The sequence below is a fragment of the Pseudophaeobacter sp. genome, from assembly GCF_039971195.1.
Lineage (GTDB): Bacteria > Pseudomonadota > Alphaproteobacteria > Rhodobacterales > Rhodobacteraceae > Pseudophaeobacter.
In genome coordinates, this window is the sequence record NZ_JBDWPJ010000047.1 from 1 (window position 1) to 25,836 (window position 25,836).

General features: G+C 59.7%; 25 protein-coding genes and 1 pseudogene. 7 read left to right on the plus strand and 19 right to left on the minus strand.

Translation table 11 applies throughout. The annotated features are described in order from the left end of the window. On the plus strand, window positions 1-717 hold a 717-nt coding region (gene nadC, locus ABJP42_RS04095; RefSeq protein ID WP_348338606.1), incomplete at its 5' end, for a carboxylating nicotinate-nucleotide diphosphorylase. Between the two features lie 66 nt (window positions 718-783). On the opposite strand, the gene ABJP42_RS04100 is transcribed toward nadC, so the two are convergent. The 8 genes from ABJP42_RS04100 to ABJP42_RS04135 all read right to left on the minus strand — a co-directional run bounded on the left by ABJP42_RS04100 (window position 784) and on the right by ABJP42_RS04135 (window position 9,206). Continuing rightward, entirely contained in the window at window positions 784-2,769 is a 1,986-nt protein-coding gene (locus ABJP42_RS04100) for a CocE/NonD family hydrolase (protein ID WP_348338607.1), read from the minus strand. A gap of 143 nt (window positions 2,770-2,912) precedes the next feature. After that, on the minus strand, window positions 2,913-4,022 hold the full coding sequence (locus ABJP42_RS04105) for a CaiB/BaiF CoA transferase family protein (protein WP_348338608.1): 1,110 nt from the start codon (window positions 4,020-4,022) through the stop codon (window positions 2,913-2,915). 119 nt (window positions 4,023-4,141) lie between these two features. Then, window positions 4,142-5,233: an energy transducer TonB family protein gene (locus tag ABJP42_RS04110; RefSeq protein ID WP_348338609.1), complete on the minus strand. Its 1,092-nt coding sequence runs from the start codon at window positions 5,231-5,233 to the stop codon at window positions 4,142-4,144. 11 nt (window positions 5,234-5,244) lie between these two features. Further along, window positions 5,245-5,631 carry an ExbD/TolR family protein gene (locus ABJP42_RS04115; protein WP_348338610.1) on the minus strand — a complete coding sequence of 129 codons (387 nt, stop codon included), beginning with the start codon at window positions 5,629-5,631 and terminating at the stop codon, window positions 5,245-5,247. Continuing rightward, on the minus strand, window positions 5,631-6,014 hold the full coding sequence (locus tag ABJP42_RS04120) for an ExbD/TolR family protein (protein ID WP_348338611.1): 384 nt from the start codon (window positions 6,012-6,014) through the stop codon (window positions 5,631-5,633). The genes ABJP42_RS04115 and ABJP42_RS04120 overlap by 1 nt, the downstream gene beginning before the upstream one ends. Then, complete coding sequence (locus ABJP42_RS04125; RefSeq protein WP_348338612.1) at window positions 6,004-6,663, minus strand: MotA/TolQ/ExbB proton channel family protein; 660 nt, start codon at window positions 6,661-6,663, stop codon at window positions 6,004-6,006. The genes ABJP42_RS04120 and ABJP42_RS04125 overlap by 11 nt, the downstream gene beginning before the upstream one ends. Further along, entirely contained in the window at window positions 6,660-7,103 is a 444-nt protein-coding gene (locus ABJP42_RS04130; RefSeq protein WP_348338613.1) for a hypothetical protein, read from the minus strand. Before ABJP42_RS04130 ends, ABJP42_RS04125 begins: the two co-directional genes overlap by 4 nt. 24 nt (window positions 7,104-7,127) lie before the next feature. Next, window positions 7,128-9,206, minus strand: coding sequence for a TonB-dependent receptor domain-containing protein (locus ABJP42_RS04135; RefSeq protein ID WP_348338614.1), 2,079 nt, complete (start codon window positions 9,204-9,206; stop codon window positions 7,128-7,130). Window positions 9,207-9,454: 248 nt separating this feature from the next. On the opposite strand from ABJP42_RS04135, the gene ABJP42_RS04140 reads away from it, so the two are divergent. Genes ABJP42_RS04140 through ABJP42_RS04155 form a run of 4 tightly spaced genes read left to right on the plus strand, consistent with a single transcriptional unit; the run spans window position 9,455 to window position 13,315 of the window. After that, entirely contained in the window at window positions 9,455-10,543 is a 1,089-nt protein-coding gene (locus ABJP42_RS04140; protein ID WP_348338615.1) for a hemin-degrading factor, read from the plus strand. Continuing rightward, window positions 10,540-11,421: a heme/hemin ABC transporter substrate-binding protein gene (locus ABJP42_RS04145; RefSeq protein ID WP_348338616.1), complete on the plus strand. Its 882-nt coding sequence runs from the start codon at window positions 10,540-10,542 to the stop codon at window positions 11,419-11,421. Before ABJP42_RS04140 ends, ABJP42_RS04145 begins: the two co-directional genes overlap by 4 nt. Then, window positions 11,418-12,512 carry a FecCD family ABC transporter permease gene (locus ABJP42_RS04150; RefSeq protein WP_490363181.1) on the plus strand — a complete coding sequence of 365 codons (1,095 nt, stop codon included), beginning with the start codon at window positions 11,418-11,420 and terminating at the stop codon, window positions 12,510-12,512. The genes ABJP42_RS04145 and ABJP42_RS04150 overlap by 4 nt, the downstream gene beginning before the upstream one ends. Then, window positions 12,509-13,315, plus strand: coding sequence for a heme ABC transporter ATP-binding protein (locus tag ABJP42_RS04155; protein ID WP_348338617.1), 807 nt, complete (start codon window positions 12,509-12,511; stop codon window positions 13,313-13,315). Before ABJP42_RS04150 ends, ABJP42_RS04155 begins: the two co-directional genes overlap by 4 nt. Window positions 13,316-13,379: 64 nt before the next feature. On the opposite strand, the gene ABJP42_RS04160 is transcribed toward ABJP42_RS04155, so the two are convergent. The 5 genes from ABJP42_RS04160 to ABJP42_RS04180 are packed head-to-tail and all read right to left on the minus strand — an operon-like array spanning window position 13,380 to window position 17,273. Continuing rightward, a complete protein-coding gene (locus ABJP42_RS04160; RefSeq protein WP_348338618.1) occupies window positions 13,380-14,969 on the minus strand; it encodes a polyamine aminopropyltransferase in 1,590 nt (529 codons plus the stop codon). Between the two features lie 7 nt (window positions 14,970-14,976). Next, window positions 14,977-15,201, minus strand: a complete 225-nt coding sequence (locus tag ABJP42_RS04165; protein ID WP_348338619.1) for a DUF350 domain-containing protein — start codon at window positions 15,199-15,201, stop codon at window positions 14,977-14,979. 11 nt (window positions 15,202-15,212) lie between these two features. Next, on the minus strand, window positions 15,213-15,371 hold the full coding sequence (locus tag ABJP42_RS04170; RefSeq protein WP_348338620.1) for a hypothetical protein: 159 nt from the start codon (window positions 15,369-15,371) through the stop codon (window positions 15,213-15,215). 1 nt (window position 15,372) lies between these two features. Further along, on the minus strand, window positions 15,373-16,665 hold the full coding sequence (locus tag ABJP42_RS04175) for a DUF4178 domain-containing protein (protein WP_348338621.1): 1,293 nt from the start codon (window positions 16,663-16,665) through the stop codon (window positions 15,373-15,375). Beyond that, complete coding sequence (locus tag ABJP42_RS04180; protein ID WP_348338622.1) at window positions 16,662-17,273, minus strand: DUF4178 domain-containing protein; 612 nt, start codon at window positions 17,271-17,273, stop codon at window positions 16,662-16,664. Before ABJP42_RS04180 ends, ABJP42_RS04175 begins: the two co-directional genes overlap by 4 nt. Before the next feature lie 228 nt (window positions 17,274-17,501). Between ABJP42_RS04180 and ABJP42_RS04185 the strand changes: the two genes are divergently transcribed. Next, the gene (locus ABJP42_RS04185; RefSeq protein WP_348338623.1) at window positions 17,502-17,903 is read left to right on the plus strand and encodes a lysozyme inhibitor LprI family protein; all 402 of its coding nucleotides are present in this window, start codon (window positions 17,502-17,504) and stop codon (window positions 17,901-17,903) included. A gap of 186 nt (window positions 17,904-18,089) precedes the next feature. Continuing rightward, window positions 18,090-18,314 (plus strand): hypothetical protein, encoded by a 225-nt coding sequence (locus ABJP42_RS04190; protein ID WP_348338624.1) that lies wholly within the window; start codon window positions 18,090-18,092, stop codon window positions 18,312-18,314. A 203-nt stretch (window positions 18,315-18,517) separates the two neighbouring features. Here the strand turns inward: ABJP42_RS04190 and ABJP42_RS04195 are convergent, their stop codons facing one another. The 6 genes and pseudogenes from ABJP42_RS04195 to ABJP42_RS04220 all read right to left on the minus strand — a co-directional run. Continuing rightward, window positions 18,518-19,237 (minus strand): FadR/GntR family transcriptional regulator, encoded by a 720-nt coding sequence (locus ABJP42_RS04195; protein ID WP_348338625.1) that lies wholly within the window; start codon window positions 19,235-19,237, stop codon window positions 18,518-18,520. A gap of 5 nt (window positions 19,238-19,242) precedes the next feature. Further along, complete coding sequence (locus ABJP42_RS04200; RefSeq protein WP_348338626.1) at window positions 19,243-20,067, minus strand: sulfite exporter TauE/SafE family protein; 825 nt, start codon at window positions 20,065-20,067, stop codon at window positions 19,243-19,245. A 48-nt stretch (window positions 20,068-20,115) separates the two neighbouring features. Next, window positions 20,116-21,906, minus strand: coding sequence for a gamma-glutamyltransferase family protein (locus tag ABJP42_RS04205; protein ID WP_348338627.1), 1,791 nt, complete (start codon window positions 21,904-21,906; stop codon window positions 20,116-20,118). 129 nt (window positions 21,907-22,035) lie between these two features. Further along, on the minus strand, window positions 22,036-23,865 hold the full coding sequence (gene edd / locus ABJP42_RS04210; RefSeq protein WP_348338628.1) for a phosphogluconate dehydratase: 1,830 nt from the start codon (window positions 23,863-23,865) through the stop codon (window positions 22,036-22,038). Between the two features lie 53 nt (window positions 23,866-23,918). Then, window positions 23,919-25,379, minus strand: a complete 1,461-nt coding sequence (gene zwf / locus ABJP42_RS04215; RefSeq protein ID WP_348338629.1) for a glucose-6-phosphate dehydrogenase — start codon at window positions 25,377-25,379, stop codon at window positions 23,919-23,921. Window positions 25,380-25,424: 45 nt separating this feature from the next. Next, window positions 25,425-25,836 (minus strand): annotated as a pseudogene (locus tag ABJP42_RS04220) (glucose-6-phosphate isomerase); the annotation flags it as partial.

Below are 25,836 nucleotides of genomic sequence, written 5' to 3' on the forward strand. Positions count from 1 at the left end.
CTGAATGCCCGCGAGGCAGGTGTTGTCTCGGGCAAGCAGATCGCCCGCATTGCCTTCCATCTGGTGGATCCCAAGCTGGAGCTGGTCACCCTGCATCAGGACGGTGCCCCCTGCGCCCCCGGCGACACCCTGATGACCATAGAAGGGTCTGCAGCGGCAATCCTCTCCGGCGAAAGAGTGGCGCTGAACTTTGCCGGGCGCCTGTCGGGCATTGCCAGCCTCACCGCAGGTTTTGTGGCCGAAACCAAGGGCACCCAGACCCGCATCACCTGCACCCGCAAAACCACGCCTGGCCTTCGTATGGTAGAGAAACAGGCGGTACTCCACGGCGGCGGTTCCAACCATCGCTTTGGCCTCTCGGATGCCATCCTGATCAAGGACAACCACATTGCTGCCGCTGGTGGTATTGCCCAGGTGCTAAACGCCGCCAAAACCAGCGTCTGCCATATGATGAAGGTGGAGATCGAGGTGGACACCCTGGCACAGCTGGAGGAGGTTCTGTCGACCGGTGGCGCTGATGTTGTGTTGCTCGACAATATGAGCACCTCCGATCTCAGCCGGGCTGTGGAAATGGCCAAGGAGCAGGTGGTCACCGAAGCCTCAGGCAATATGAAACTGGAACGTATTGCCGAGGTCGCGGCCACCGGTGTCGACTATATCTCCTCTGGCGCCTTAACCCATTCGGCGCAGACCCTGGACCTGGGTTTGGATTTTTAAGGCACAGTTTCAAGCCCACAGCCAGGCAGCGCGAGGTCAGGCGACAGGTGCCTGACCTGATCGCACCTAGAGGAACCCGCGCGGGATGCTCTCGCGCCATTCCTTCACAAGCACCTTTGCCCCACCCTCTCCTTCGCGGGCCGTCACCCGACGCCATAGGTGAAAATCTTTGGCATCACAGGTCATCTTGTTTTCAGTATCGATCTCAACCTGCCAATCACCGCGCTGGAAGGTGAAGTTCCAATCACTGGCAAAGGTCGCCGTGGCCGGATCATCCGGGTGGATTGCGTAATGCATGGAGACATGGCTGCCCACGGTCATCCCATGATAAGGGTCCACCTCCTTGCCGTAGTCATCAAAGGTATCCAGCACCAGCGTACCATCTGGGCGAATCCTGGTCTCTGACGTGCCGCTTGCTTCCCGCAAGACCTCCGTCTGCAGGGTTGGGTAGTCCCGCGGTGCCCCGGGGTTTTGCGGCGCAATCTCTTTCGCCACACGCCGTTCCGGCAGCACCAGGGCGCAGCCCTCCAGATGCAAGGTAACCTCGGCGGCCTCAGGTGCAGGCCAGACGATGGGCCAATAAGAGGTCGACAGCGCCAACCGCAAGCGATGCCCTGCCCGCAGGTGATGGGCGCATTCATTCAGCTCAATTTCAGCCTCGTAACGCTGTCCCGGCACCAGCATTTCCGGGGCTTCGTGGCTGTCGCGATGAGTGAGGTTCAAAGGCCGGAAGGTGATCCGCTGCGACACCCCTTCAGGCGAGACATCGCACAGCCGCGCCACCAGCTGCGCCACGGGCCTGTCGACGCTAAAGGCCACTCGCAGCCGAGGACGGCCCATGATCTCCAAAGGCTGCGCCAAGGGCGTTGTGTCAAAACAGGTCGCCAGCGCGTCATCAGCAGCCTGATCACCCGGCAGTTCATTTTCAAACCGCATCCCGGCGCAGAAATACCCGCCAGCCGCACCCAGGGTTGCCGGGTTGCTGACAGGTCGCTCTCCGGTACCGGCGGCATCCAGCAGCCCCTGTGGCCCCAGAAACATCACCCGATCCTGCACATTCGGCGAGGGCCATTGCGCCTCGGCCACCCAGCGCCCCTGGCGGGGTTTGTTCTGCATCGTCGGGTTGAAATGTTCTTGCATATAGGTGCGATAGTCCGGCAGCTGCGTCGCTCCGCTGTCTTCGCCGCGCAGATATTGGTCAAACCAGGTCAGCACCTCGCCATGAAAATCCGCCGGATCAAGCTTGGCGATATGGGCATAGCGGTGCTCCCAGGGGCCAATCAAGGCCTTGCCCGGTACATGAAGATTTGCCGCGATCCGGGCCGGAGCATTGACATAGGCATCGGCCCAGCCGGTGATTGCAAGCACCGGGGCTTGGATCGCAGACCAATTCTCGCAGACCGAGCCATGTTGCCACTGGCCATCGCGGGTCTGATGGCGCAGCCAGTCTGCGGCCATAAAGGGCATTTCTGCCATGCGCTTGATCCAGTCCTGCCGCCAATCGGCGCGATTTTCCGGATCTGCAGGGCGCGACTGATAGGCAAACATCTGGCTGCCCCAATTGGCATTATCGCTGAGCAGGCAACCGCCCATATAGTGAATGTCATCAGCATAGCGATCCGTGGTCGAGGCCACCGAGACCACCGCCTTCAGCGCCTCGGGCTGGCGAAAGGCCAGCTGCAACCCATTGAAGCCGCCCCAGGAGATCCCGATCATGCCGATATTACCATCGCACCAGTCCTGCGCCGCGATCCAGGCGAGAACCGCCTCGCCATCGCTCAATTCCTGTTCAGAGTATTCATCATCAAAGACGCCCTCGCTGTCCCCGGTTCCGGCAATATCAACGCGGATGCAGGCATAGCCCTCGCTGGCAAAAACCCTATGCGTGGTCTCATCGCGCGGTGCGGTTCCGTCGCCTTTGCGATAGGGCAGATATTCGAGGATGGCCGGAACCGGGCTCTCCACCTGTGGCAGCCACATGCGGGCCGCAAGGCGGCGCCCGTCTGGCAGGTCGATCCAGGTGTTGTCAATCAAGTCATAGGCACAGGTCATCCAAGACACTTTCTGTTTTAGGCCTCGCGACCACTGCGCCCTTTGGGAACAGCAGCTACGCGATTTTTATGCAAGCTTAACGCGCGCAGCCCAGACCGCTAAGCCATTCCCGACATCGGAGTCGCCTGCAGACTGTTCTCTGATCAGCACTGCCGTGACAGTTTGGGAGCGGATTTCTCCAATGACAGCTCCGCATCCGAGAACCTCCAGGGGCCGCGCACTCCTGGGATACCTTCCGGTGAGATCTGCATCCCGCGATGCTGGATCTGCGGATCATCAAAGGCCTGGCCAACCGTATTGATCGGGCCGGCAGGTACCGTCGCCGCCTCTAGCGCCTGCAACAGATCAGCCTGTGTCCAGCCCGCCACCACGGCCTCCAGCAGGGTTGTGAGCGCCTGCCGGTTAGCGACCCGCGATTGGTTCGAGGCAAAGCGTGCATCCGCCTTGACCCCAGCCAGCCCCAACACATCGCAAAGTCGCTGAAACTGACCGTCGTTGCCCACCGCCAAGATGATATGACCGTCCTGCACCGCCATGACCTGATAAGGCGCGATATTGGGATGTTCGTTGCCCAATCGTGTCGGGCTGTCGCCGGTCGCCAGGTAGTTCATCGCCTGATTGGCCAGCACAGCCGTGGCACAGTCCAGCAAGGACATATCGATATGTTGCCCCCGCCCAGTTCTGTGACGCTGCTCGACTGCGGCCAGAATACCAATGGTGCCATAAAGCCCGGTGACCACATCCGTGATCGCCACCCCGACCTTTTGCGGCTGGCCTGCGGGATCGCCGGTGATCGACATCAGGCCCGACATGCCCTGCAGTAGGAAGTCATAGCCAGCCCGTTTGGCATAGGGACCATCCTGACCAAACCCAGTCACCGAGCAATAGATCAGCCGCGGATTCACCGCCTTCAGGCTGTCATAGTCAAGCCCATATTTGGCCAGCCCGCCGACTTTGAAGTTCTCGATCAGGACATCAGCGTCGCGCACCAGCTCCAGCACTGCCGCCCGGCCCTCATCGGTGCGAAAATCCGCCACCAGACAATCCTTGCCACGGTTGGCGGCATAATAGTAAGCGGCGGTCTTGTCCTCGCCGCGCTCAATGAAGGGAGGGCCCCAGCGCCGGGTATCATCGCCTTCCGGGCTTTCGACCTTGGTGACGCTTGCGCCCAGATCCGCCAGCGACTGGCCAATCCAGGGACCGGCAAGAATACGCGCCAATTCAACAACTTTGAGGCCAGCCAGCGGGGTCATCGGCATCTCTCCTTCTGAGGGGCCTTGCACCCGGTTGATCAATCCTTGCTGCTGTCTACCCCAGCAACCGGGGCAGTTGCAAGAATTTGATCAAATTTCACATGCCCCCTGACAGCCAATCAATTCCCTTTGATCCGAACGGTAAAACTGGTCCGCGCGCCAGGTGGCGGCGGTGGAAAAGGCGCGGCGCGGCGCACCTGCGCCAGGGCAATTCCGTCCAGCTTGGCAGAACCAGAACTGCGGGCCAAGCTAGCCCCAGCCAGACCACCGCTGGCGGCAATGGAAAAGCGCACAATGGCAACGCCGCGCACATTTGACCGCCGCTTTGCCCGCTGAATCCGCCGCATCACCTGACCGGGGTAATTGTTCACTGCCGCATTGCCCTGCACCTTGGCAGTGCCTCCGGCAGTGGTGGCCTGCCCCCCTGGCTGCTGACCGGTGGCGCCTGCCGCACCACGGGTTGCATTAACCTCGCCGTTACCACGGGGCTGCGCCTGCGCGGTGGGCTTGAGGGGCGGCGCAGGGTTGGGCCTGGGGGTGATACTGGAGGGAGTGGTGGGCTGCGTTGGCTCAGCGCGGGAAGGCTCTGGCTTTGTCAGCGTAGGCCGCTGTATCGGGCGCAAAGACTGGGTCACTGCTGGGCTTTGCGGTTCAGGCGGTTGCAACTGCGTGGTTGCCGCCTCAGCAGCCTCGGACTGGACTGGGTCCAGCGGCACTTCAGCGCTGGAAATCGTCTCTAATACGGGCTCCTTTACTTCTGACGGGGCAGGAACGGCTGCTGGGGCAACCACAGACAGATCCTCGGGCGGCACAGCCTGTGCGGCCTCCTGCACTGCTGCTAGCAGCGGTACACCACCGGCAACCGGCTCTATCTGTGAGGTCGGAGACAGCGGTTCAGTTTGTGGCGGGCGGATAGCCTGAGGTGGCAGGCTGGGCTGGTTCTTTTGCGGTATAATAGGCTCTAACTTGGGAGTTTGGGCCGTTTCGACCATCGGCTTTTGCACATCCACCTGTTCCGGGGTTTCGACCCCGGCCGCCATATTGGCAAAACTACTGCCCTGCGAGGCGAGGGCGGTATTGCCACCGGCCTGCTGAACAGGATCACCCTGATCCCGATAGGCAAATACCGCGTGCAGGCCAAAGGCCAGCAACAAGGCCAAGACTGCAGCCAAATGAGACTGCGGCACCTCCAGAACAGGCGCTTTGTGCATAGCCTCCATCCTCACAAGGCCCTTTCGGAGATCAAAACCACACGCCCTGCACCTGCCGCCCGCAGCGCATTGCCGAGGCGCACCAGATCCTTTGCGGGCAGCGCCTGATCCGGCACGATCTTCACCACCTCACGCGCCTCAGCAGGCAGGCCAAACAGATAGCCCGCGGCATCCGCCACCGGTTTCCCCCGCAACGACAGCCGCCCGTCGGCGTGGACAACCAGCGTGTCCGGCGGCTCCCGCCCCTCCAGATCGGTGGTCTTGACCAGGGTTAGATCCTTGTCGATGGGTGGCGCCAATGTGCCTGCAATCATAAAGAAGATCAGCATCAGGAAAACGATATTGATCAGCGCGATTGTCGGCTCCTTGGGGGCCTGAGCAAGGGGTTTTAGCTGCATCAACTCAGCACCACGGTCTGCAGATTTTCGACCGAACGCAGCACCGCCAAAAGATCAACCAACTGCTGCGACGAGGCTTCTTCTTTGGGGCTGATCAAAACCAGATGCCCAGAGCCGTCTTGGGGCTGGCTTCGTATCAGACCCGCGATACGGGTCAGATCAACCGGCTGACCGTTCAGTTCCAGACTGTCTGCCCCCAGAGAGACAAACAGCTTTTGCCGCTCTTCAACCCCCTCCGCTTGCCCTGCTGCCATCAGCTCAACCTCGCCATATTTGGAGAAGGTCGAGGTCAGCATAAAGAACAACAACAAAAGAAAGATCACATCAATGAGCGAAGTCATCGACATGCGGCTGCGTTTGGGACCAGCGAGCTTAACCGGCATGCGCCAAGTTTCCGGTTGTGGGCGAGGCCACAGTTGCTTTTTGCGGGGCAAAGACCACTCTGAGCGCCCGATTTGCAAAGATCCGTTCCCGTTGCATTCGTGCGGTCAGCCAGCTCAACACCAACGAGGTTGGCATCGCCACCGCCAGCCCAGCGGCTGTGGTCAGCAGCGCCACCCAGATGCCGCCGGCCAGCAGCGATGGATCCACCGAAGAGCCGGCGGATTGCAACTTTTGAAAGGCTTCGATCATGCCAATCACGGTGCCAAACAGCCCCATCAAAGGCGCCAGTTGCGCCACCATGTCCAAGGCGCCAAGGCCGCGCTCCAACTGCGCAAACCGCGCTTCGGCCTCGGCATCGACTCGCTCGGACAGTTCCTGAGTTGCCGATGAGGTCAGGGCCAGTTGCAGAACCGGCCCCAGATAGGACCGGCTTTCCGCCAAGGCTGCCAAGGCCCGGTCCCCTTCGCCAAGGTCCCAGGCGGCGACAGCTGCTGCGAGCTGCCGGTGGCGCCCCACCCGTGCCGCCTGGTATTGCCACAGTTTGTAGAGCACCAGTGCAGCCGTTAGCACCGATACACACAACAGCAGCAAAACAACGGGACCGCCAAGATCCAGCACGCCAAGAATGGCCTCTTGGAGAAACATCATCCCAAAAGCTCCATCTTTGTGCGGCTGTTTAGGGTCAGCCCCTGAGCGCAAAGCCCGTCTTCTCCGGTCGCAACAGAGCAAGTCTGCGCCCCATTGATCAGAACCCGGCTGATATCAGAACAGGCCTGCGGGAATTGAAACTGCCGCACACGCAGGCGCCCGGCAGGAAGATCTTGAAAATCCAATAGGGTCAACCGAGACACCTGGCCCGCCGTGTCAAACAACACGGTTTCATAGACCACCTGCTCAATCGTACTGTCGTGGGTATTGGTCACGACAAAGGAAAGCTTGCAGGCCTCTCCCACATCCTCGGCGGCACTCAGCTCGATTGAGAGCCCCGAGGCTTTGGCAGGGGTGGTCTCTTGTGCAGATGCGGCACTGCCCAGCGCTGCACAACAGGTGAGGGCCAGTGTCGAAGATAGGTGAGCCAGATGTCCCATTGGTGTCCTCGCGGTTTTGATGGATCAGAAGGTTTTTGCAAGCGTCAGCTTGAAGTTACGCCCCGCCGCAGCACGGGTTGAAAGCTGGGTTTGGTATTGTTTGTCAAAGATGTTTTCGACACCAAACCTGATTTCTGCTCCCTTCAAGGCCCCATTTTGTGGCCGGTAAGTGGCCCGCAGATTGTTGACCCCATAGCCACTGATTGGTCCACTGCCATTGACAGCATTGGTGCCCTCGGCAGCCACCAGCTCCCAGCTGAGATCAAGGCTCTCGTTGAAGCGTTTGCCCACTGTGAGCGCCGCCGAGGCAACAGGCGCAAAGATGTAATCAGAAACCGCACCACCTGGCCGAGTCTGTTTGCCATTGGCAGTGGTGCCATTCAGATCGACATAAAACCCACTGTCATGGCCATAGGAGGCTTCGATCTCGAGACCATTGGTGTCGATTTCTGTCAGCACATCCCCGGCCACACGAACGTCGCGGAGGCTGGTGTCATAGTAGCTCACTTTGAGCGCCAGCTGATCGCCACTGGAAATCAGATTCTGACGGCGGAAGGAGAAACCCGCCTCATAGGTGGTCCCCAGTTCGGGCACCCAAACAGAACGATCCTTGTCCAAACGGTCGATGATGGGGAAGACTTCGGTATAGGCCGCGCTGGCAAAAACTGCCACGCCGCTGTCAAATTCATAGCGCGCCGACAAGCCACCCATCAATGCGTCATTGCTGAACTGCCCATTGTAGGGATCGGTTGCGCCTGGAGAGACAATATCTGTCCCTTTCACGTCCTGAGTTTCATAGCGCAGTGCTGGTGTCAGGGTGAAATGCTCACCAATCTGGATATCATCAACCGCAAACAGGGCGATCCGACGGTCCGTCCCCCCAGGGGCAGAAGCCGCATCCAGACGTTCCCGGTTCACGAACTCGATACCAAGACGCAGATTATGCGAGGCAACACCGGTGTCAAAATAGCTGGTGTTCTTTAGCGTCAGCTTGGTGGTCTTATAGTTGTGATCCGCATTCAAAAGATCAGACACAGAGGCATCACAGCCGGGGAAGCCAGCACAGCTGCCAGGAATATAGGTGCTGTCGATGTCCTGCTCTGCATAGGTCAGGGTGGCATCAAAATGGATCAGATCATTGCCTGCCTGATCATATTGATAGCGAAGACCCGCCGTTCGGCTGTCAACAATCCGGTCCACGTTACCAAAATAGAAACCGCCGCCCCCCGAGGCGCCCAGCAGATCATAGGGCACATCATTCTCATTGGAATGGGTGACGTTGTACCATGCGCTGAGCTGATGCTCGCGGTTGTCACCAAAAGTGAAACGCCCCTTGGCGAGGTAGGAATAGTCGCGGAAATCCGTGCCGCCAGTATTGTTGCCTTCGCCATCATCATAGGTGTCATTGTCACGCACCGTGTAGTTCAGCAAGAACTCGACATTTTCAGTTGGCTGGAAGGCCAGAATGGAGGAAGACGCCCAGCCCAAGCCGTTGGACTGCGCCTCTAAGGTCTGGCGGAACCGGGTGCCGATCTCGCCGCCGGTAAAATCAGAGGCATCTTTGGTCTCCAGTTTGACCACGCCGCCTACGACACCTGAACCATATTCAAAACTGCCCACAGTCCCGCGAATAACCGAGACTTCCTTGTAGAGCGACGGGTCGGTGAACAGCTGGTTGCCGATGCGGTATATTTCTTCACCGCCGGTGGTGGCACCGTCGACCATGATCAACACCCGCGGGTTAGCCCCATAGGTGGCATCCGCGCCAAAGCCCCGGATCGAAATGCCCGAGGACTGCGGCGTGGAGCCGTTGACCAGGGTCACCCCCGGCACAGAATCGACCAGCTGCGCAATGGTCGCCGCCTGCCGGTCATCGATTTCTTCCTGATTGATCACCGTCAACGGTGTCGCGGTGTCAACCTGCACTTCACGCTTGCCCTGACCCAGTTCAACCGTGCCCAGGAACTCTTCGCCCTGTAGCTCCAGTGCCAGATCATCACCCAGATCTTCATTCAGATCCTGCGCCATAGCGCCTGATCCAAGCGTCAGCCCCAGTACCGAAACGGTCCCCAGCAAATGCTGCGTCAGCCGAAATTTCCCCATCACATGTCCCTTTGCATCTTTGGTCTTGAACCGAAGCTTGCAGAAGGGGCTGGCGCGGTAGTCTTGTTGTTTCTGGTGGAATCGTTGATTTCCACTTGAGCCTGATAATAAAGGTGATAAAAACAGTCAACATAAATTCAGCGCTGCAAAACCGCAGCTGCCAGCCCGGCCTTCCGCTCTGCACCAGATGCAAAAGGCCCGGAGCCAGCCCTTTCTCGCGACACCATGCAACAGTGAAAGGGCCCTCCATGAGCCTGACTGCCCCGCTCGATCCTCAGACCATTCGCCAAAGGCGTGACGATAATCCGAAACTGCGCGATCGTGATTTTGCCAGCCAGTTTGACATCACCGAGGCCCATCTTGTTGCGGCCTATGTCGGTCTCGGCGTCACCCGGATCAGCGCCGATATTGATCAGATCTTCCCAAGTCTGGCCAGTCTGGGAGAGGTCATGGCGCTGACCCGCAACGAGTCCTGCGTGATCGAAAAGGTCGGCACCTATAGCGACTTCCACCCCGGCAAACATGCCGCCATGGTGCTCAACGCTGAAATCGATCTGCGGCTCTTTCCGCGCCACTTCACCTTTGCCTTTGCAGTAGAGCGCAGCTCGGATGCCGGAATTCGCCGCTCGCTGCAGTTCTTTGATGCGGCAGGTGACGCCGTCCACAAGGTGCACCTGCGCGCCGGTTCCGATCTCGATGCCTGGAACGCCCTGGTGCAGGAACTTGCCTTGCCCGAGCAAAGCGGCCAGATCGAGGTTTCCCCGCGTGAAACCCCCGAAGCCGCCAAAGGTGATCCGCAAAAGGCCGAACAGCTGCGCAGTGAATGGGCCAAGATGACGGATACCCACCAGTTCCGTCAGCTGACCTCAAAGCTGAAAATGAACCGTTTGGGTGCCTACCGCATCGCTGGTGAACCACTGGCCCGGGCGCTCGAAACCAAAGCGGTGGATGCAATGCTACATGCCGTGCGCGATCAGGGCATCGAGGTGATGATCTTTGTTGGCAATCCCGGTTGCATCCAAATCCATTCCGGCCCTGTGCAAAACCTGCGAAGCATGGGGCCCTGGCAAAACATCCTCGATCCCGGTTTTGACCTGCATCTGCGGCTGGACCATATCGCCGAAGTCTGGACGGTGAACAAACCCACCAAGCGGGGCGAGGCCATCTCGGTCGAGGCCTTTGACGCAGAGGGCCGGGTTATCCTGCAGGTCTTTGGTCGCCGCGAAGGTGATCGGGATTTCCGCCCGCAATGGGGCGAGATCGTTGCCGCCCTGCCATCACTTTCCGACGCAACAGATGACAACAGCTCCAGCCAGACAACCGAGGCCGCAGTATGACCCTGACTTCCACTTTCTCCAACACCCTTAAATCCGGGCTGAGCCTGGCCCTGTTTGCTCTCTTTCCCGCCCAAATCGCACAGGCCGACGAAGCCAAGCAGATTGTCTCCATCGGCGGGGCAGTGACCGAGATTGTCTATGCACTGAACCAGGAAAACCGTCTGGTCGCGCGCGACACCACCTCCAATTTCCCTGCCAGTGTCGTAGATCTGCCCAATGTTGGCTATGCGCGGGCGCTGTCACCGGAGGGCGTGCTCTCGGTCGGCCCCGACCTGATCCTTGCCATCGAAGGCGCCGGCCCGCCCGAGACTCTGGAGGTCTTGAAACAGGCAAATGTCGACTATGTAGAGGTGCCCGAAGTGTATTCCGCTGAAGGGGTGATCAGCAAAATCGAAATCGTCGGCAAGGCCCTGGGACAGGAAGACGCCGCAGCTAGGTTGATAGAAACGGTCAGCGCAGATCTGGTTGCAGCCCAAGCGCTGGCCAATAAGGTTGCCGGCGATAGCCCCAAAAGGGTTCTGTTTATCCTGTCCACAACGGGGGGGCGCATCACTGCGGCCGGCCAGGATACAGGCGCTGATGGAATCATCACCATGGCAGGGGCGGTGAATGCCATTACCGAGTTCTCCAATTACAAACAAATGAGCGACGAAGCCATCGCCGCTGCCGCCCCTGATGTGATCCTGGCCATGGACCGGGGCGGCGATCACGGGTTGACCCTGGAAACCCTGCAGACCCTGCCTGCCTTGAAGCTGACCCCAGCCGCACAAAATGGTCAGTTGATCCGCATGGATGGTGCCTTGCTTTTGCAATTTGGCCCGCGTGCAGCCAGCGCAGTCAAAGACCTGTCACAGGCCCTCTATGGAGCCACCGAGTGAGCGCCCTTTCCACAAATGCCTCCGGCGCGGATCCCACAGCGGAGCCTGCGCCGGTGGAAGACCGCAGGATTCGGGCGCGGCGGCTTACCCTTGTGCTGATCGTGCTTTTGCTTGTTGTTTCAAGCCTGTCGCTCACAACCGGAGCCTCTGGTGCCTCGCTGTGGAACGCGCTGTCGGATCTGTTGGCCGGGCGTGAGCTGTCCACGATGGACCGGGTGGTGCTCTTGGATATCCGCCTGCCACGGCTGTGCATGGGTATTTTGGTTGGGGCCTCGCTTGCCGTTTCTGGTGCTGTAATGCAGGGATTGTTCCGCAACCCGCTGGCGGATCCCGGCATTGTTGGTGTCAGTGCCGGCGCCGGCCTTGCCGCCATCACCGCCATTGTTCTTGGCGGCATGCTGCCACTTGCGGTGCAACAAGTCCTCGGCTCCTGGATCGTTCCTGTTGCCGCCTTCTTTGGTGGTTGGGGATCAACCCTGTTGCTTTATCGTGTCTCGACGCGAGGCGGCCATACCTCGGTTGCCACCATGCTTCTGGCAGGTATTGCCCTGGGTGCACTGGCCGGGGCCGCCTCGGGTGTCTTGGTCTACTACAGCGATGACAACCAGCTGCGGGCCCTCACCTTCTGGGGCATGGGTTCGCTGGCCGGAGCGACCTGGACCAAGGTTCTGGCTGCCCTTCCCATCATCGGTCTGGCCCTGGCCGCCGCCCCCTTTCTGGCGCGCGGTCTGAACGGCATGGCTCTGGGTGAAGCAGCCGCAGGCCATATCGGCATTCCGGTGCAGCGGGTAAAGAACACCGCCATCCTTTCTGTTGCCGGCGCCACCGGGGCTGCTGTTGCTGTTTCCGGCGGCATTGGTTTTATCGGCATCGTGGTGCCGCATCTGCTGCGTCTGGCCACCGGCCCGGATCATCACAGCCTGTTGCCCAATGCGGCACTGCTGGGTGCCTCCTTGTTGCTGGCAGCGGATATGATCTCGCGGGTTATCGTTGCCCCGGCAGAGCTGCCCATCGGCATCATCACGGCCATTCTGGGCGCACCGGTGTTTTTGTGGATCCTTTTAAGACGCCGGGGGGATCTGGGACTATGATCACCACATTGGAAGCCCGTAACATCAGTGTCAGTCTCGGGCGCAAGGAGGTGCTGCACGGGGTGAATTTCACTGCCCAGGCAGGTCAGGTCACTGCCATCGTCGGGCCAAATGGGTCGGGCAAGACAACCCTGCTGCGCGCCATGACCGGAGAAGTCCGCCACCAAGGGCAGGTGCGCCTGAACGGCGCCGATGTGGCAGATATGCAGCCCTGGGAGCTGGCCGCGCTGCGAGCCGTGCAGCCGCAAAGCAGCTCCATCGCCTTTCCTTTCACGGTGCTCGAAATAGTCCGACTTGGCCTCAGGGCTGGCCTGTCTGCCGCAGACAGCACCGTGCCGTTGCAGGCCCTGGAGGCTGTCGGCCTTGGTGGATTTGCGGGACGAATGTATCAGGACCTTTCAGGCGGGGAGCAACAGAGGGTGCAGCTGGCGCGGGTCATCACCCAGGTCTGGAAGCCCGTCGTGGAGGGCGCGCCGCGTTGGCTGATCCTGGACGAGCCTGTTGCAAGCCTCGACATTGGCCATCAGTTCACGGTGATGGATCTGGCACGCAGCTATGCAGCGCGCGGCGGCGGCGTGGTTGCAGTGATGCATGACCTCAACCTCACCGCCATGTTTGCCGATCAGGTGACCTTGATGGAGGCAGGTCAGGTGGCCGCCACTGGCAACCCGTGCGCGGTGCTGACAGATGCCACCCTGGCACGCACCTACGGCTGCCCGATCCCGGTAAACACCACACCGCCCGCCGAAGTGCCCTTTTTGCTGCCACAGGCCCGCGCCTATCTCGCGACCGGCTCAGCCTAGAGCCATACCAGATCTTGCCAAGGCCAGGGTTTTGCATCCCGGCCTTGGCAGGTGTCTAAGTGTTTCATTCGAACCACTGCGCCCAACCATCTAGATAGTACCCCACCAGCGCATGCGATTGCAGCGAGTTGACCTCAACCGGTATCGGTCCGCTTTGCCGATCAAAGACCTGCGCTGCCTGCCAGACATCCGGGGAGAGATACCTGAGCTCTGCCGCCAGCGCCTCAGGCAAGATCAACGGCCCCGATGAAAGCTTGCGCGGGCTTGCCAGAACAAAGCCCCAATCGCCAAAACTGGGCAGATAAGCGTGATAGGGCCGCGTGATCAGCCCCTCGCCGGGAGACTGCGGGTTGCGGCTGGCCTCCAAAGTGGCGCTGATCGACCAAAAGGCTTCGCGTGCAAACAGAGGCGACCCGGCCTGCGTCACCATAACCCCATGGGCACTCAGGCGTTCGACCAGGGCGCCGTAGAACTGGCGGCTATAGAGTTTGGAGAGGGCCAGGTTCTTTGGATCCGGCAAGTCGATGATGATCACATCAAAGACCCCTGAGCTGCCCTCAATAAACCGCCAGGCATCCGCATTATGGATCTCAACATGCGGATCCGACAGGGACCCGCCATTTAGCTGTGCCAGCTCCTTGTGATCTCGGAATAGCGCGGTCACCCGGGGGTCCAGATCAACAAGGGTGACCTGCTCCACCTCCCCCCAGCGCAGAACCTCACGCACAGCCATGCCGTCGCCACCGCCAAGGATCAGAACCGATTTGCGTCGCGCCGCATGTGCCATCGCCGGATGCACCAGGCTTTCGTGGTAGCGGTACTCATCCAGACTGTCGAACTGGATCGAATAGTCGAGAAACAACCGGATCCGGTCACGATACCGGGTGACGGTGATCTGCTGGTAGGGTGTCGCTTCGCTCAGGATAATGTCATCCTCAAACAGGTTGGCTTCGGTGACCGACACCAATCGTTCTGACTGAACCAACCCAACCAGTGTGAGACCAAAGGCAATGGCCCAGACCGCCACCTGCTGCCGACTGGTTTCGCGACGGAAGATCCACAGCGACAACCCCGCCACCACCAGGTTCAGCGCCCCAAAGGCCAGGCTGCCGCTCATCAACCCCAGATGCGGAATGATCAGCAAGGGAAAGGCCAAAGAGGCCACCAGTGCGCCAATGTAGTCAACGCTCAGCACATTCTCAAAGCGAAACTCAGGGGCGCCGATTTCCTTCAACACCCGTGCGATCAGCGGGATCTCCATCCCGGACAGCAGGCCGACTGTGATCAATAGCCCGTACAGCGGTAGGGTAACACTCTCCATCCATGCAAAGGACAAAAACACGGCCGGCGCCATAAAGCCCCCGGCGATGCCCAGCAGGATCTGCGCCCAGACAAAGCCGGACATGGCCCGCCCTACAAAGCGCGACAGCCAGGCACCCAGACCCATGGAGGACAAAAAGATGCCAATGACATAGGAAAACTGCCGGATGGAATCCCCCAGCAGGTAGCTCGACAGGGTCGCCGCGATCAGCTCATAGATGAGGCCGGCCACGGCCACCAAAAAGGTTGCCGCCAAAAGCCAGGTCTCACGCAGGCGCAACTCTGAACCTGTAACAGGCGCCGCCGTTGGCGCGCCTGCCCCCTTGGATGTCACCTCTGGTTCAGGAGACAATGACGGCTGCGATGATGATTGAGATAGAGACAAACAACATGCCGATCAAAACGGCCAGAGCCATGTTCTGATCCTGCTCGATCTCTTTCATGATCGGAAAGGGCGTCAACCAGTCGATGACCTTCCAAACACCTGCCATCAGGGCCATGCCCAAAACGGTGTAGATAATGGTGCTGATCATCTCAGCCAGTTGAATTGCGGCAAGATACTGCATGAGAATCCTCTCTATTTAATACGTCCATTCACGAACCGCCCGGCGCTGACGGCACGGATAGATCGATCCACATCACTGCTGGCGCCGCCATGGCCCAGATAAGAAAAATAGGTCGTTCCTGCGATGGCAGAGCCCGCGATCAGAACAAAGACCAGGCGAAACATCATCATCTCAATCGTCGTCCTCTTCTACCCAGTCACTGCCACGCCACCGCGCCCGCTTGTGCAGGAAGCGGCGCAGCAGAGGCAAGCCACCAATGCAGCCAAAGACCAGGGCAAGCAGGTTCAGCCAAAAGCTGCTGGAAACGCCAGTACGGATATGCACATCCATTTTTGACATGCGCCTAGGAGAGCTGCTGCCCGCCCCCGACCATAGATCACCTTCTTCCATGTCCAAGGTCAGACTATATTTGCCCGCCATCGGCGGGAAGAAGGCCAGATGCGCCCAGTTGTTGCCTTCGCTCCAGCTGCCCTCGTTGTCGCGCCCGCTATAATACTCAAGCGTGCGGCCAGTTTCAAACAAGACCTCGCCTTCCGGGTCTTCCAGCTCCACCGACAAAAAGCTCCAGCTGTTGCGGCCGTTTCCCTGCAGCTCAATGCGCGCCAAGCGCCCGGTCTGGGTCACCTCAAAGGGAATGGTCACCGGCAATTGTGAAACACCGAACCGCTGTTGTGTTGGCAAACGCTCGCCGTTTTGCAGGAACATGAAGATGCCCAAAACCACGCAAACTGCCATGCAGGCAAGACCGGCCTTGGCCAAAAAACCATCATTGGCGCCTGATTTCTGCACCTGGAGCGCATGGGTCCCTTTGGCTTTTAGCGGCTCTGTCAGCCCAAAACTCCGCGCGACCTCTGCCTGATCCACATAGACCGTATGGTAGATCTCCCGCTCCCGCGCGGTGCTGGAGAACGACAGCATCGCCGCTTCGGACATTGCTGTAACTGTATGGGTCTTTTTACCCTTGCGCGGCGCCCAGGTGAATTCACCTTCGGCAAAACTCACTTCGCTGGCGGAGGTCTCGTAATATTTGAACACCTCCCGTCCAGCCCGCACCTGCGGGCGCTTCTCAGCGCGATTGACAATGGTTTTCGACAACCAGGCCACAGGTTTGCGAAAGCGGCGCGAGAAGGTGAGATGGCCGTCTTCCAGGGTCAGGAATGCATAGCCATGCGTCGGCGAAAACACCTGATGGTCCACCCAGCGCCAATGGCGCTCCTTATGTTCCAGCAAACCAATGACGGTGTATTCAACGCCAAGGATTTCCCCCTTCATGCCAATTTTGAAAGGTGTCTGCGGGCGGTCCAGACGGTCAAATTTCACCAGCGCCTTGTAGCCGTCCAGCGCATCCAGTGCGGTGCCGCAATAGGCGCAGATATGGGTGGTGACGCGGCCACCGCCAAGCACATCCAAACCAGCCCCGCAGGCGGTACAATTGATCGTCTTCAAGTCCGGGTTCAGGCTCATGTGGTTTTCACCTCGACCTCAAAGGGGTCAACCCAGGAGCCGATGAACCACTCATAGTCCTTACCGTCGATCTCGGCCGACAGCACAGTTCCATTTTCACCCTGCAGATTGAGAAAGCGATAGGTCTCTCCCACTTTCAGCGGGTGACCAAAGCTTCCTTTAACCCCAACACAGGTGCCGGTTCCATCTTCATCCACCCGGAAACTCTCGTTCTTGTATCTTAGCGTCCGTCCCAGACGCAGAGACCCGCGATACTCCGGCCAAGAGGCAGACGGCAGCGGGCGCTGCAAGATCAGGTCGCCTTCGTCGACGGAAATCCAGACTGGTTCGCGCGATTTGTCCAGCGCCCAGAATTCATCCCAAGTGCCGCGGCCATAGGAAAACCGGGCATGGCCCAGGATCTGATACTGCCCTCTGCCAATGCGGAGGGTGTCTCCGACTTTGCAGATCATCGGCACTTCATGCAAAATGCCCTGCTCGCCCGCCTGACGCAGCCCCTCGTCTTCCAAAAGCAGGGTTGTCGCGCAGGAGTTACACGTAATCATCTTAATACTTTTGATTGCGGGGCTGACGCGGTCACCGCAATTGGGACAATTCATTTCACTCATATCGACCAACTTGACCAGGCATTGAAATATCGCAAGCGGGAAAAACCAATAAATTTTCTCGTAGTTCGGCGATACAACACCCTCTGTGCCAGCGGGTCAAGGTGAAGATAGTATCCCGGGCCTACGCATCACCCTCAAACTATAAGTGCCACAACCACTTGACCCGCCCTCCCTGTGATGGCCAGCTGGGCCCAAAGTTATTTGGACTGTTTCTTGGAGATAAGTATAGTGCCGAACGCATCCTTTGTAGCTCTGCTGACCGGTCTGACCTTGGCCCTCTTGCCCAATCTCGCCAGCGCCGACTGCAGCGACCCGCAGACCACCCATGCGATGCGCAGCTGCGCGGCACAGGACTACGAACGCGCCGATGCCGCGTTGAACGCCGCCTATAAGGCCGCTCAGCGCAGCATGAAACAGTTGGATCAGGATCTGCCCGATGACCTCAAAGGAGCGAGCAAAGCGCTGCTACAGGCCCAACGCGCCTGGATTTCCTACCGCGATGCCGCCTGCGCCGCCGAAGGATTTCAGTTTCGCGGCGGCAGTTTTGAACCCTTGATGATTCTGATCTGCAAGACAGAACTCACCGAACAGCGCAGCGATCAGTTGCTGCAGCTGATCGAACCCAATTGACCCTCAAGTGTTTTTCACAACGCACCAATTCCAGCGGGATGGCCATGGGTTCGTCTGATTTTTAGGCAAAAATCCCTCTAACACCAAACGCATAGCGGCTATGCCAGAGCAGGGTCTGGTGAGAGGCGAAAACAGGGCATAACTATTGACCCAAGGGAGACAAAACATTTTTAGGAGCCACCTCAAATGGCACATACTGTTCACTACACCCCGACTACCCTGAATATCCTGAGCCTGCTGGCAAAACCCTTTGTGGCCCTGGGCAATGGCCTGATCAAACTGGCAGAATCCAACAGCCGCTATCAGACCCTGAACAAACTGATGGCGCTGAGCGATGCCGAATTGGAAGAACGCGGATTGAAGCGCGACCAACTGGTCCATCGCGTCTACTCCGACAGCTACTACCTGTAAGAACCACTTCGCAAAGCCGCCTGGACAGTCCCGGCTATGACCATGAGGCAGGCAGACCAGCTTCATACCAATTGTCGAAGGTATGAGCTGCTTGCCTGCCGCCGCTTCCACGAAGGATTGGCGGCGCCTCTGCCCCTCCTGCATCAAAGGCCAAAGACAAAGGGTGGGGGTGCGCGCGCCCTTGGCGCAACAAAATCAAACCTTCAGTCAGGCAGGTTTTGCAACAGCGCATCCGCAACAAAAGTCAAATGGGCCTTCATGGCCGCTTTGGCCGCCACTGCTTCCCCCTTCAGAATTGCCGCAAGTAAAACCTGGTGCTGCTGCGCCAATAGGCGGGTTGTCTCCGGCGCATAGGTTTGCGCTCGTTTTTCGGCCCAATTCGCCTGCGCGCGCACCGTACGGATTGCCTCATAAACGGTGAGGAACAGCGGGTTCTGCGCCATCTCCGCGATCTTGTAGTGAAAAATATCGTCCGCCAGATCATAGCTCTGCTGATCCGCCGCCTCCAGCGTGGCCTGGGCTGCCTGGGCCAGCACCTCACCGGCCCGCGTATCAGCGCGCTGCGCTGCCAGCCCGGCCAGGGCTGGTTCGATCTCAAACCGGACCTCCATCACCTCCTGCAGGCTGACCCGCGCCGAGAGGCTTTTGAGCCGGGCCGCATCGGTGGCCGGAGGCGGCTGCACAAAGGTGCCCTGACCCCGCCGGCGAAACACCGTGCCCTCTGCTTCGAGCCGGTCGAGCGCCTGGCGCAGGCGCGCACGGGAGATGCCAAACCGCTGTGCCATCTCCCGCTCGGGGGGCAGCCGGTCACCGCGCGGCAGGCCTCCTTCGAGGATTTCCTGCCGTAGTCTTTCGGTAAACTCGTCCGTCTCTTGCAGGTCTTTGACTCCAGTAGGGTCAAGGGGGGAGGCAATACGAGACATGAGAGCTAGAACCCCAGCAGATCGTGGAACATGCGGGCGGAGGTAAGCATCAGAAACAGGCCAAAGGCCAGCCGCAGGGCGCGCCGGGGGATGCTATGGGCCAGTTTCACGCCAACCCGCGCAAATGTGGTGCTGAGCGGTATAATCACCGCCGCACAAAACAGGTTCACATAGCCCAGGGAGAAGGGTGGCAGCCCCTCGGCGCCAAGCCCTGTTCCCATGTAGATCAGCGCACCCGGAACCCCAATCACAAACCCAATCGCCGCCGACGTACCCACGGCCTTGCGAATGTCATAGCCAAGGAAATTCAGCAGGGGCACACAAACAGTACCGCCACCAATGCCCATCATCGCTGAAATCGCCCCGGCCACGACACCCAAGGCCGCCCAGACCGGTTTGGCAAAACTCTTTGGCGCGGTGCTGTCCCCGCCTTTGCGCAGCATCATGTCGAGCGCCACCAGGGCAGCAACCGTGGCAAAGACCGCAATCAGAACCTTGCCTGAGACAAAGCCCCCCAGAATGCCGCCAATCACCACCCCGACCAGGATTGAAGGCGCCCAAAGCTTGAGCAGCGCCATATCAATGGCGCCTTTGCGGTAGTGGCCATAGCCCGAGGACAGCGAGGTAAAGACGATTGTGGCAAGCGAGGTGCCAACCGCCACCTGCATGGTCAGGGCACTGTCCATGCCCGTGAGAGTTAGCGCCAGATAGAGCGCCGGCACAATGACGATGCCCCCGCCAACGCCCAGCAATCCCGCGAGCACGCCGCCAACGACCCCGGACCCTGCCGCCACGGCCGCCAAGGTGATCAGTGTTTCGGTTTCAAACATCGCTTCGGTCCCTTTGCCTTTTCAACTGCGCTGGTGGAGGGGGCAGGTTCAGCGCCCAACCGCATAGGCCTGCATCAGCCGCGGTGTTGCCGCCGCCTGCAGGACACCATCGGCGTGCCGCATGGCTGCTGTCAGCCGTCCGACGGTCCAATCATCGGCGACAGTAACGATATGGCCACGTCGGCGCAGATCCGCGATCACTTCCTCGCCATAGGTCGCTTCGATCATCATCTCGCCCGGCAGCGCCGCGCGCGGGAAAAAACTGCCTTGGAAGTGCATCGAATGGAACAGCGGCGCGTCTAACCCTGCCTGCAGGTCCAGCCCGTGATGCACAAAGCGCAGGAACCAGATGAGCTGCCATTGGTCCTGTTGATCTCCGCCGGGCGTGCCAAAGACCAGTCGTGAGCCGTCTTTCTCGGCCAGGCTGGGCGTGAGCGTGGTGCGCGGGCGTCTCCCCGGTGCCAGCGAGGTCGGCAGGCCTTCCTCGAGCCAGAACATCTGGGCGCGGCTGTTCAGGGGAAAGCCCAGGCCCGGCACCACCGGGTTGGATTGCAGCCAGCCGCCAGAGGGCGTGGCCGAGACCATATTGCCCCAGCGGTCGATCACATCCAGATGCACGGTATCGCCGCGTTTCTCGGTCAGATGCGCCATGGTCGGCTCTTGCGGGGCAGCATCCGTGACGCCAAAGTCACGCGCCGCACGGGCAATATAGGCCTCCGCCTGATGTTCAAACCCTGGCACCCGACCTGGACGCTGCTGCAGCGACGCCTGATCGGAGATCAACCCGGCCCGCGCGGCGTTGTATTCTTCAGACAAGAGCACATCCATCGGCACGGTACTGTGGACGGGGTCGCCATAATAGGCTTCGCGATCCGCATAGGAGAGCTTCATCGCCTCGATCACCGTATGGGTGAACTCCACCCCCAGTGGATCCATAGCCGCGAGGTCAAAATGCTTGAGGATTGCTAGGCTCTGCAGCAACACCGGTCCCTGCGACCAGGCTTGGGTCTTATGCACAGTCCAGCCATGATATTCATAAGACAGGGTATCCTCATACCCCGCTCGCCACCCGGCCAGATCATTGCGGGTCAGTACCGCGCGGTTCTTTTGCTCTGACACGTCATGCACCTCCGCGCTGTCCAGATAGCCGCCGATTGCCTCTGCCACAAAGCCCTCTGCCCAGGCCGCGCGCGCGGCATCAATCTGGGCCTCGCGCGCCTCTCCGCTTGCCATGCCAATATCCACCAACCGCTGATAGGTCTGGGCAAGGTCAGGGTTCTTGAAATTCTCATTGGGCGTGGGTGCTACGCCACCGGGACACCATGTCGCCGCTGAGGAAGGCCATTCAGCAGCAAAGTAGTCCGCCAGCCCTGCGATCGTATGGGCAACGCGCGGCAATACGGGATGGCCGTCACGGGCATAGGAGATAGCAGGTTCCATCACCTGCGCCAGGGACAAAGACCCGTGATCGCGCAGCATCAGCATCCAGCCGTCAAAAGCGCCAGGGATCACGGTCGAGAGCAGACCTGAACCCGGAACCAGCTCAAGCCCCTGAGCCCGGTAGTGTTCAATTGTCGCCCCGGCGGGCGCAGGCGCCTGGGCCGCCAGAACCTCTGTCTTGCCATTGGTGGCGGAATAGAAGATCGCAGGCAGGTCCCCGGCAGGACCGTTCAGATGAGGCTCCACCACCTGCAGCACCAATCCAGCCGCCACGGCCGCGTCAAAGGCATTTCCGCCGCGCTCCAGGATACCAAAACCTGCTGCAGAGGCGATCCAATGGGTAGAGGTCGCCACCCCAAAGGAACCACGAATTTCCGGACGTGTGGTGAAACCCTGCATACTGTGCTCGCGCCTCGCTGTTGAACCAATGCTGAATTGGTTCAACAGCCACCAGAAAGCCTGGGCAATGTCAAGCCAAAGGCCACCGGAGATCCGGTGGCCTTTTCAGTGAAACCTGTGAATTTAGGCCTAACCGGCGTCAGGAACACCTGCGTCAAAAACTGAGGCACCGGTATCGGCTGAAGACACCGTGCGGCGGAACATGGCAAACATCTCGCGGCCCATGCCCTGTTGATAGCTGCTCAGATCCGCGGTTGCTGGTTCACGTTCCTGCACCCCCTTGGTGAGGATTTCCAGTGTCCCCGTGGTGGCATCCAGACGGATTAGATCGCCATCGCGGATCTTGGAGATAGGGCCGCCATCCAGCGCCTCGGGGACTACATGTATGGCCGCAGGCACTTTGCCGGACGCCCCCGACATGCGCCCATCAGTGACCAGCGCCACCCGTTTTCCCTGCCCCTGCAGGATCGCGAGCATCGGGGTCAGACTGTGCAGCTCGGGCATACCGTTGGCCTTGGGACCTTGGAAACGCACCACAACAATCACGTCACTGGTCAGCTCTCCGGCCTTAAAAGCTGCCTTGGCGTCCTCCTGATCGTGAAAGACCCGCGCCGGGGCTTCGATCACGTGGTGTTTTTCATCCACTGCTGAAACCTTGATCACTGCAGTTCCCAGCGATCCGGTGAGACGCTTGAGCCCACCGGTGGCCTGGAACGGTTGCGACGCCGGGCGCACGATGGCCTCGTTCAGGGAGGCTTCCGGACCAGGGCGGAAGGTCACCCCACCCTCCTCCGACAGGAACGGTTCTTGTGAGTAATTTTCCAGCCCGGCGCCTGCGACTGTTTTGGTATCGCCATGCAGGAAGCCCGCGTTGAGCAGCTCTCCGATCATAAAGCCCAAGCCCCCAGCAGCATGGAAATGGTTCACATCTGCCAACCCGTTTGGATAGACCCGCGCCAGCAGAGGTACCACCTCGGACAGATCCGCAAAATCCTGCCAGTCCAAAATGACGCCCCCGGCCCGCGCCATGGCGATCAGATGGATCAGCAGATTGGTTGAACCACCCGTAGCCATAAGGCCAACAATACCATTGGCATAGGTCTTTTCATCAAGGATCTGGCAGACCGGCGTATAGCTATTGCCAAGGGCACTCAGCGACAGCGCCCGTTTAGCGCCCTCAATGGTCAGCGCCTCGCGCAGGGCGGTGCCGGGATTGACAAAACTGGAGCCGGGCAGATGCAGCCCCATGAATTCCATCAGCATCTGGTTTGTGTTGGCGGTGCCATAAAAGGTACAGGTGCCGGGGCCATGATAGGCCGCCATCTCGGCCTTGAGCAGCGTTGCGCGATCAACTTCGCCGGCGGCGTATTTCTGGCGGATCTGCGCCTTTTCATCATTGGCAAGACCACTGGTCATTGGCCCCGCTGGCAGGAAAACCGCCGGGATGTGACCAAAGGCCTGCGCGCCAATCACCAACCCCGGCACGATCTTATCGCAGACCCCGAGGTAAACAGAGGCGTCAAAAACATTGTGGCTGAGCGCAATGCCCGTGGCCATGGCGATGGTATCGCGGGAAAACAGGCTCAGCTCCATGCCGGCCTCTCCCTGCGTAACCCCGTCACACATGGCCGGCACCCCGCCTGCCACCTGCGCCGTGGCGCCTGCCGCGCGCAGCGCGTCACGGATCAGCGCCGGGTAGGTCTCGAACGGCTGATGCGCAGACAGCATGTCATTGTAGGCCGTGACAATGCCCAGGTGGCCGGTACTGGCCTCGGCCAGCGCGGATTGATCCGCGCCTGCTGCAGCATAGGCATGGGCCTGCCCCGAGCAGCTCAGATGTGCCCGTGCCGGCCCCTTGCCAGCAGCTTCCCCCATGCGATCCAGATAGGCGCGCCGAGTAACGGCGCTGCGGGCAATAATCCGGTCGGTTACCTCGGCGAGTGTTATTTGGAGACGCATGTGAGAGGCCTTTCGGGTGTCTAACAGGGGCTGCAGAGGGTTTGAGGGAAAAATCAGGTACCGATGCCACGCCAACGACGATTGTCGCGGTGCATCAGCAAAAGGGAATCGTCAGGGCCAGAGCTGCCAGTGTCATAGGCCTGCGGCGCGGCGCCGCCCTGGCTCCAGCCGGCAATGATCGGATCCGCCCAAGACCAAGCGGCTTCGACCTCATCCCCGCGCATGAACAGAGTCTGATTGCCACGAATGACATCCATGATCAGCCGCTCATAAGCATCCTGCGGTCGCCCAGCTTCCGGCAGAGAATCCGCAAAGGTCATATCCAAATTGGCCGCTGTCAGGCGCATGCCCCCAGGACCAGGGTCCTTGATGGTGGTGCGCAGGGTGATGCCCTCATCCGGTTGCAACCGGATCACAAGCACGTTGCCATGCGCACCCTTGGTGCCTTCAAAAATATTATGCGGCGGATCACGAAAATAGACCGCAATTTCACTTTCGCGGGCCCGCAGACATTTGCCCGTGCGCAGATAAAACGGCGTGCCTGCCCATCGCCAATTGGCAACCTCCACCTTCATCGCAACAAAGCTCTCGGTACTGCTGTTCGGGTCGCCTGCATGGTCCAGATAACTGTCTGGTTCTGGTGTCGAAGCATTGGCACGATACTGGCCACGGGCAATGTTTTCCTGCAGAACAGGCTCCAGCGCCTCGATCACTTTGACCTTTTCATCGCGCACCGCATTGGGGGTGAACCGCGAGGGCGGCTCCATCGCTGTCAAACAAAGCAGCTGCATCATGTGATTTTGCACCATGTCACGCATGGCACCAGACCGGTCATAATACTCACCACGCCCTGCAACCCCGATGCTTTCGGCAACGGTGATCTGCACATGGTCGATATGGGTAGAGTTCCACAGCGGCTCAAACAGGGAATTGGCAAAGCGCAGCGCCATCAGGTTTTGCACGGTTTCTTTGCCCAGATAATGATCGATCCGGTAGATCTGGCTTTCGCTGAAATGATTGCTCAGCGCCGCATTCAAAGCCTTGGCCGAAGCGAGATCGTGCCCAAAGGGTTTTTCCAGCACAATCCGGCTGTCCGGCGTGGCAATACCACAGCTGCTAAGACGGCTGGCGATCTCGGGAAACAGGCTGGGCCCAACCGAAAGATAGAACACCCGAATGACGTCTGGCCTCAGTTGCGTCTTTAACTCTTTCCAGCCCAGATCGCCCTTGGCATCCACTGGCACGTAGTCCAGCAGCTCGACAAAGGCTGCGATGTCTTCCTCGCCGGTCTCGCCCTCCTGACCGAACTCACGGATGGCCGCGGCAACGAATTCCTGAAATCCGGCCCGGTCCAATTTGCTGCGCGATGAGCCGATGATGCGGCTGGTGGGGCAGAACTGGGCAATCTGAAACCTATGGAACAGGCTAGGCAGGATCTTACGCCGTGCCAGATCACCAGTGGCGCCAAACAGAACCAGATCAAAGGGGTCAACGGGGATAACGCGGGAAACCATGTCGATATCAGATCCAGATAAGAGGGACGCCAGTGCCGGGCGCCATCAGGGTGTGGGTTTGGCAGGCGAGAGTTTGGCCACCAGGCCGAGGGTGGAGCTGTCTTTGCGCGCATCTTGCCCGCCTTGGATAAGCGGCAGCAGATTACCGGCGAGCTCCTTGCCCAGCTCAACCCCCCATTGATCAAAGGAGTTGATCCCCCAGACCACCCCTTCGGTGAAGACACGATGTTCATAGAGCGCGATGATCTGACCTAGAACAAAGGGAGTGAGCTTTGGATAGGCCAGTGTCACCGAGGGGCGATTGCCTGGGAAGGTCAAATGCGCCGTCATCCGGTCAAGCTCGGCTCCAGTATAGCCGCGACTCTCTGCCAATGCACGTGCCTGCGCAGGGCTGCGCCCCAGCATCAGGGCTTCGGATTGCGCCAGGCAATTGGCCTTCAGTAGATCATGCTGATGC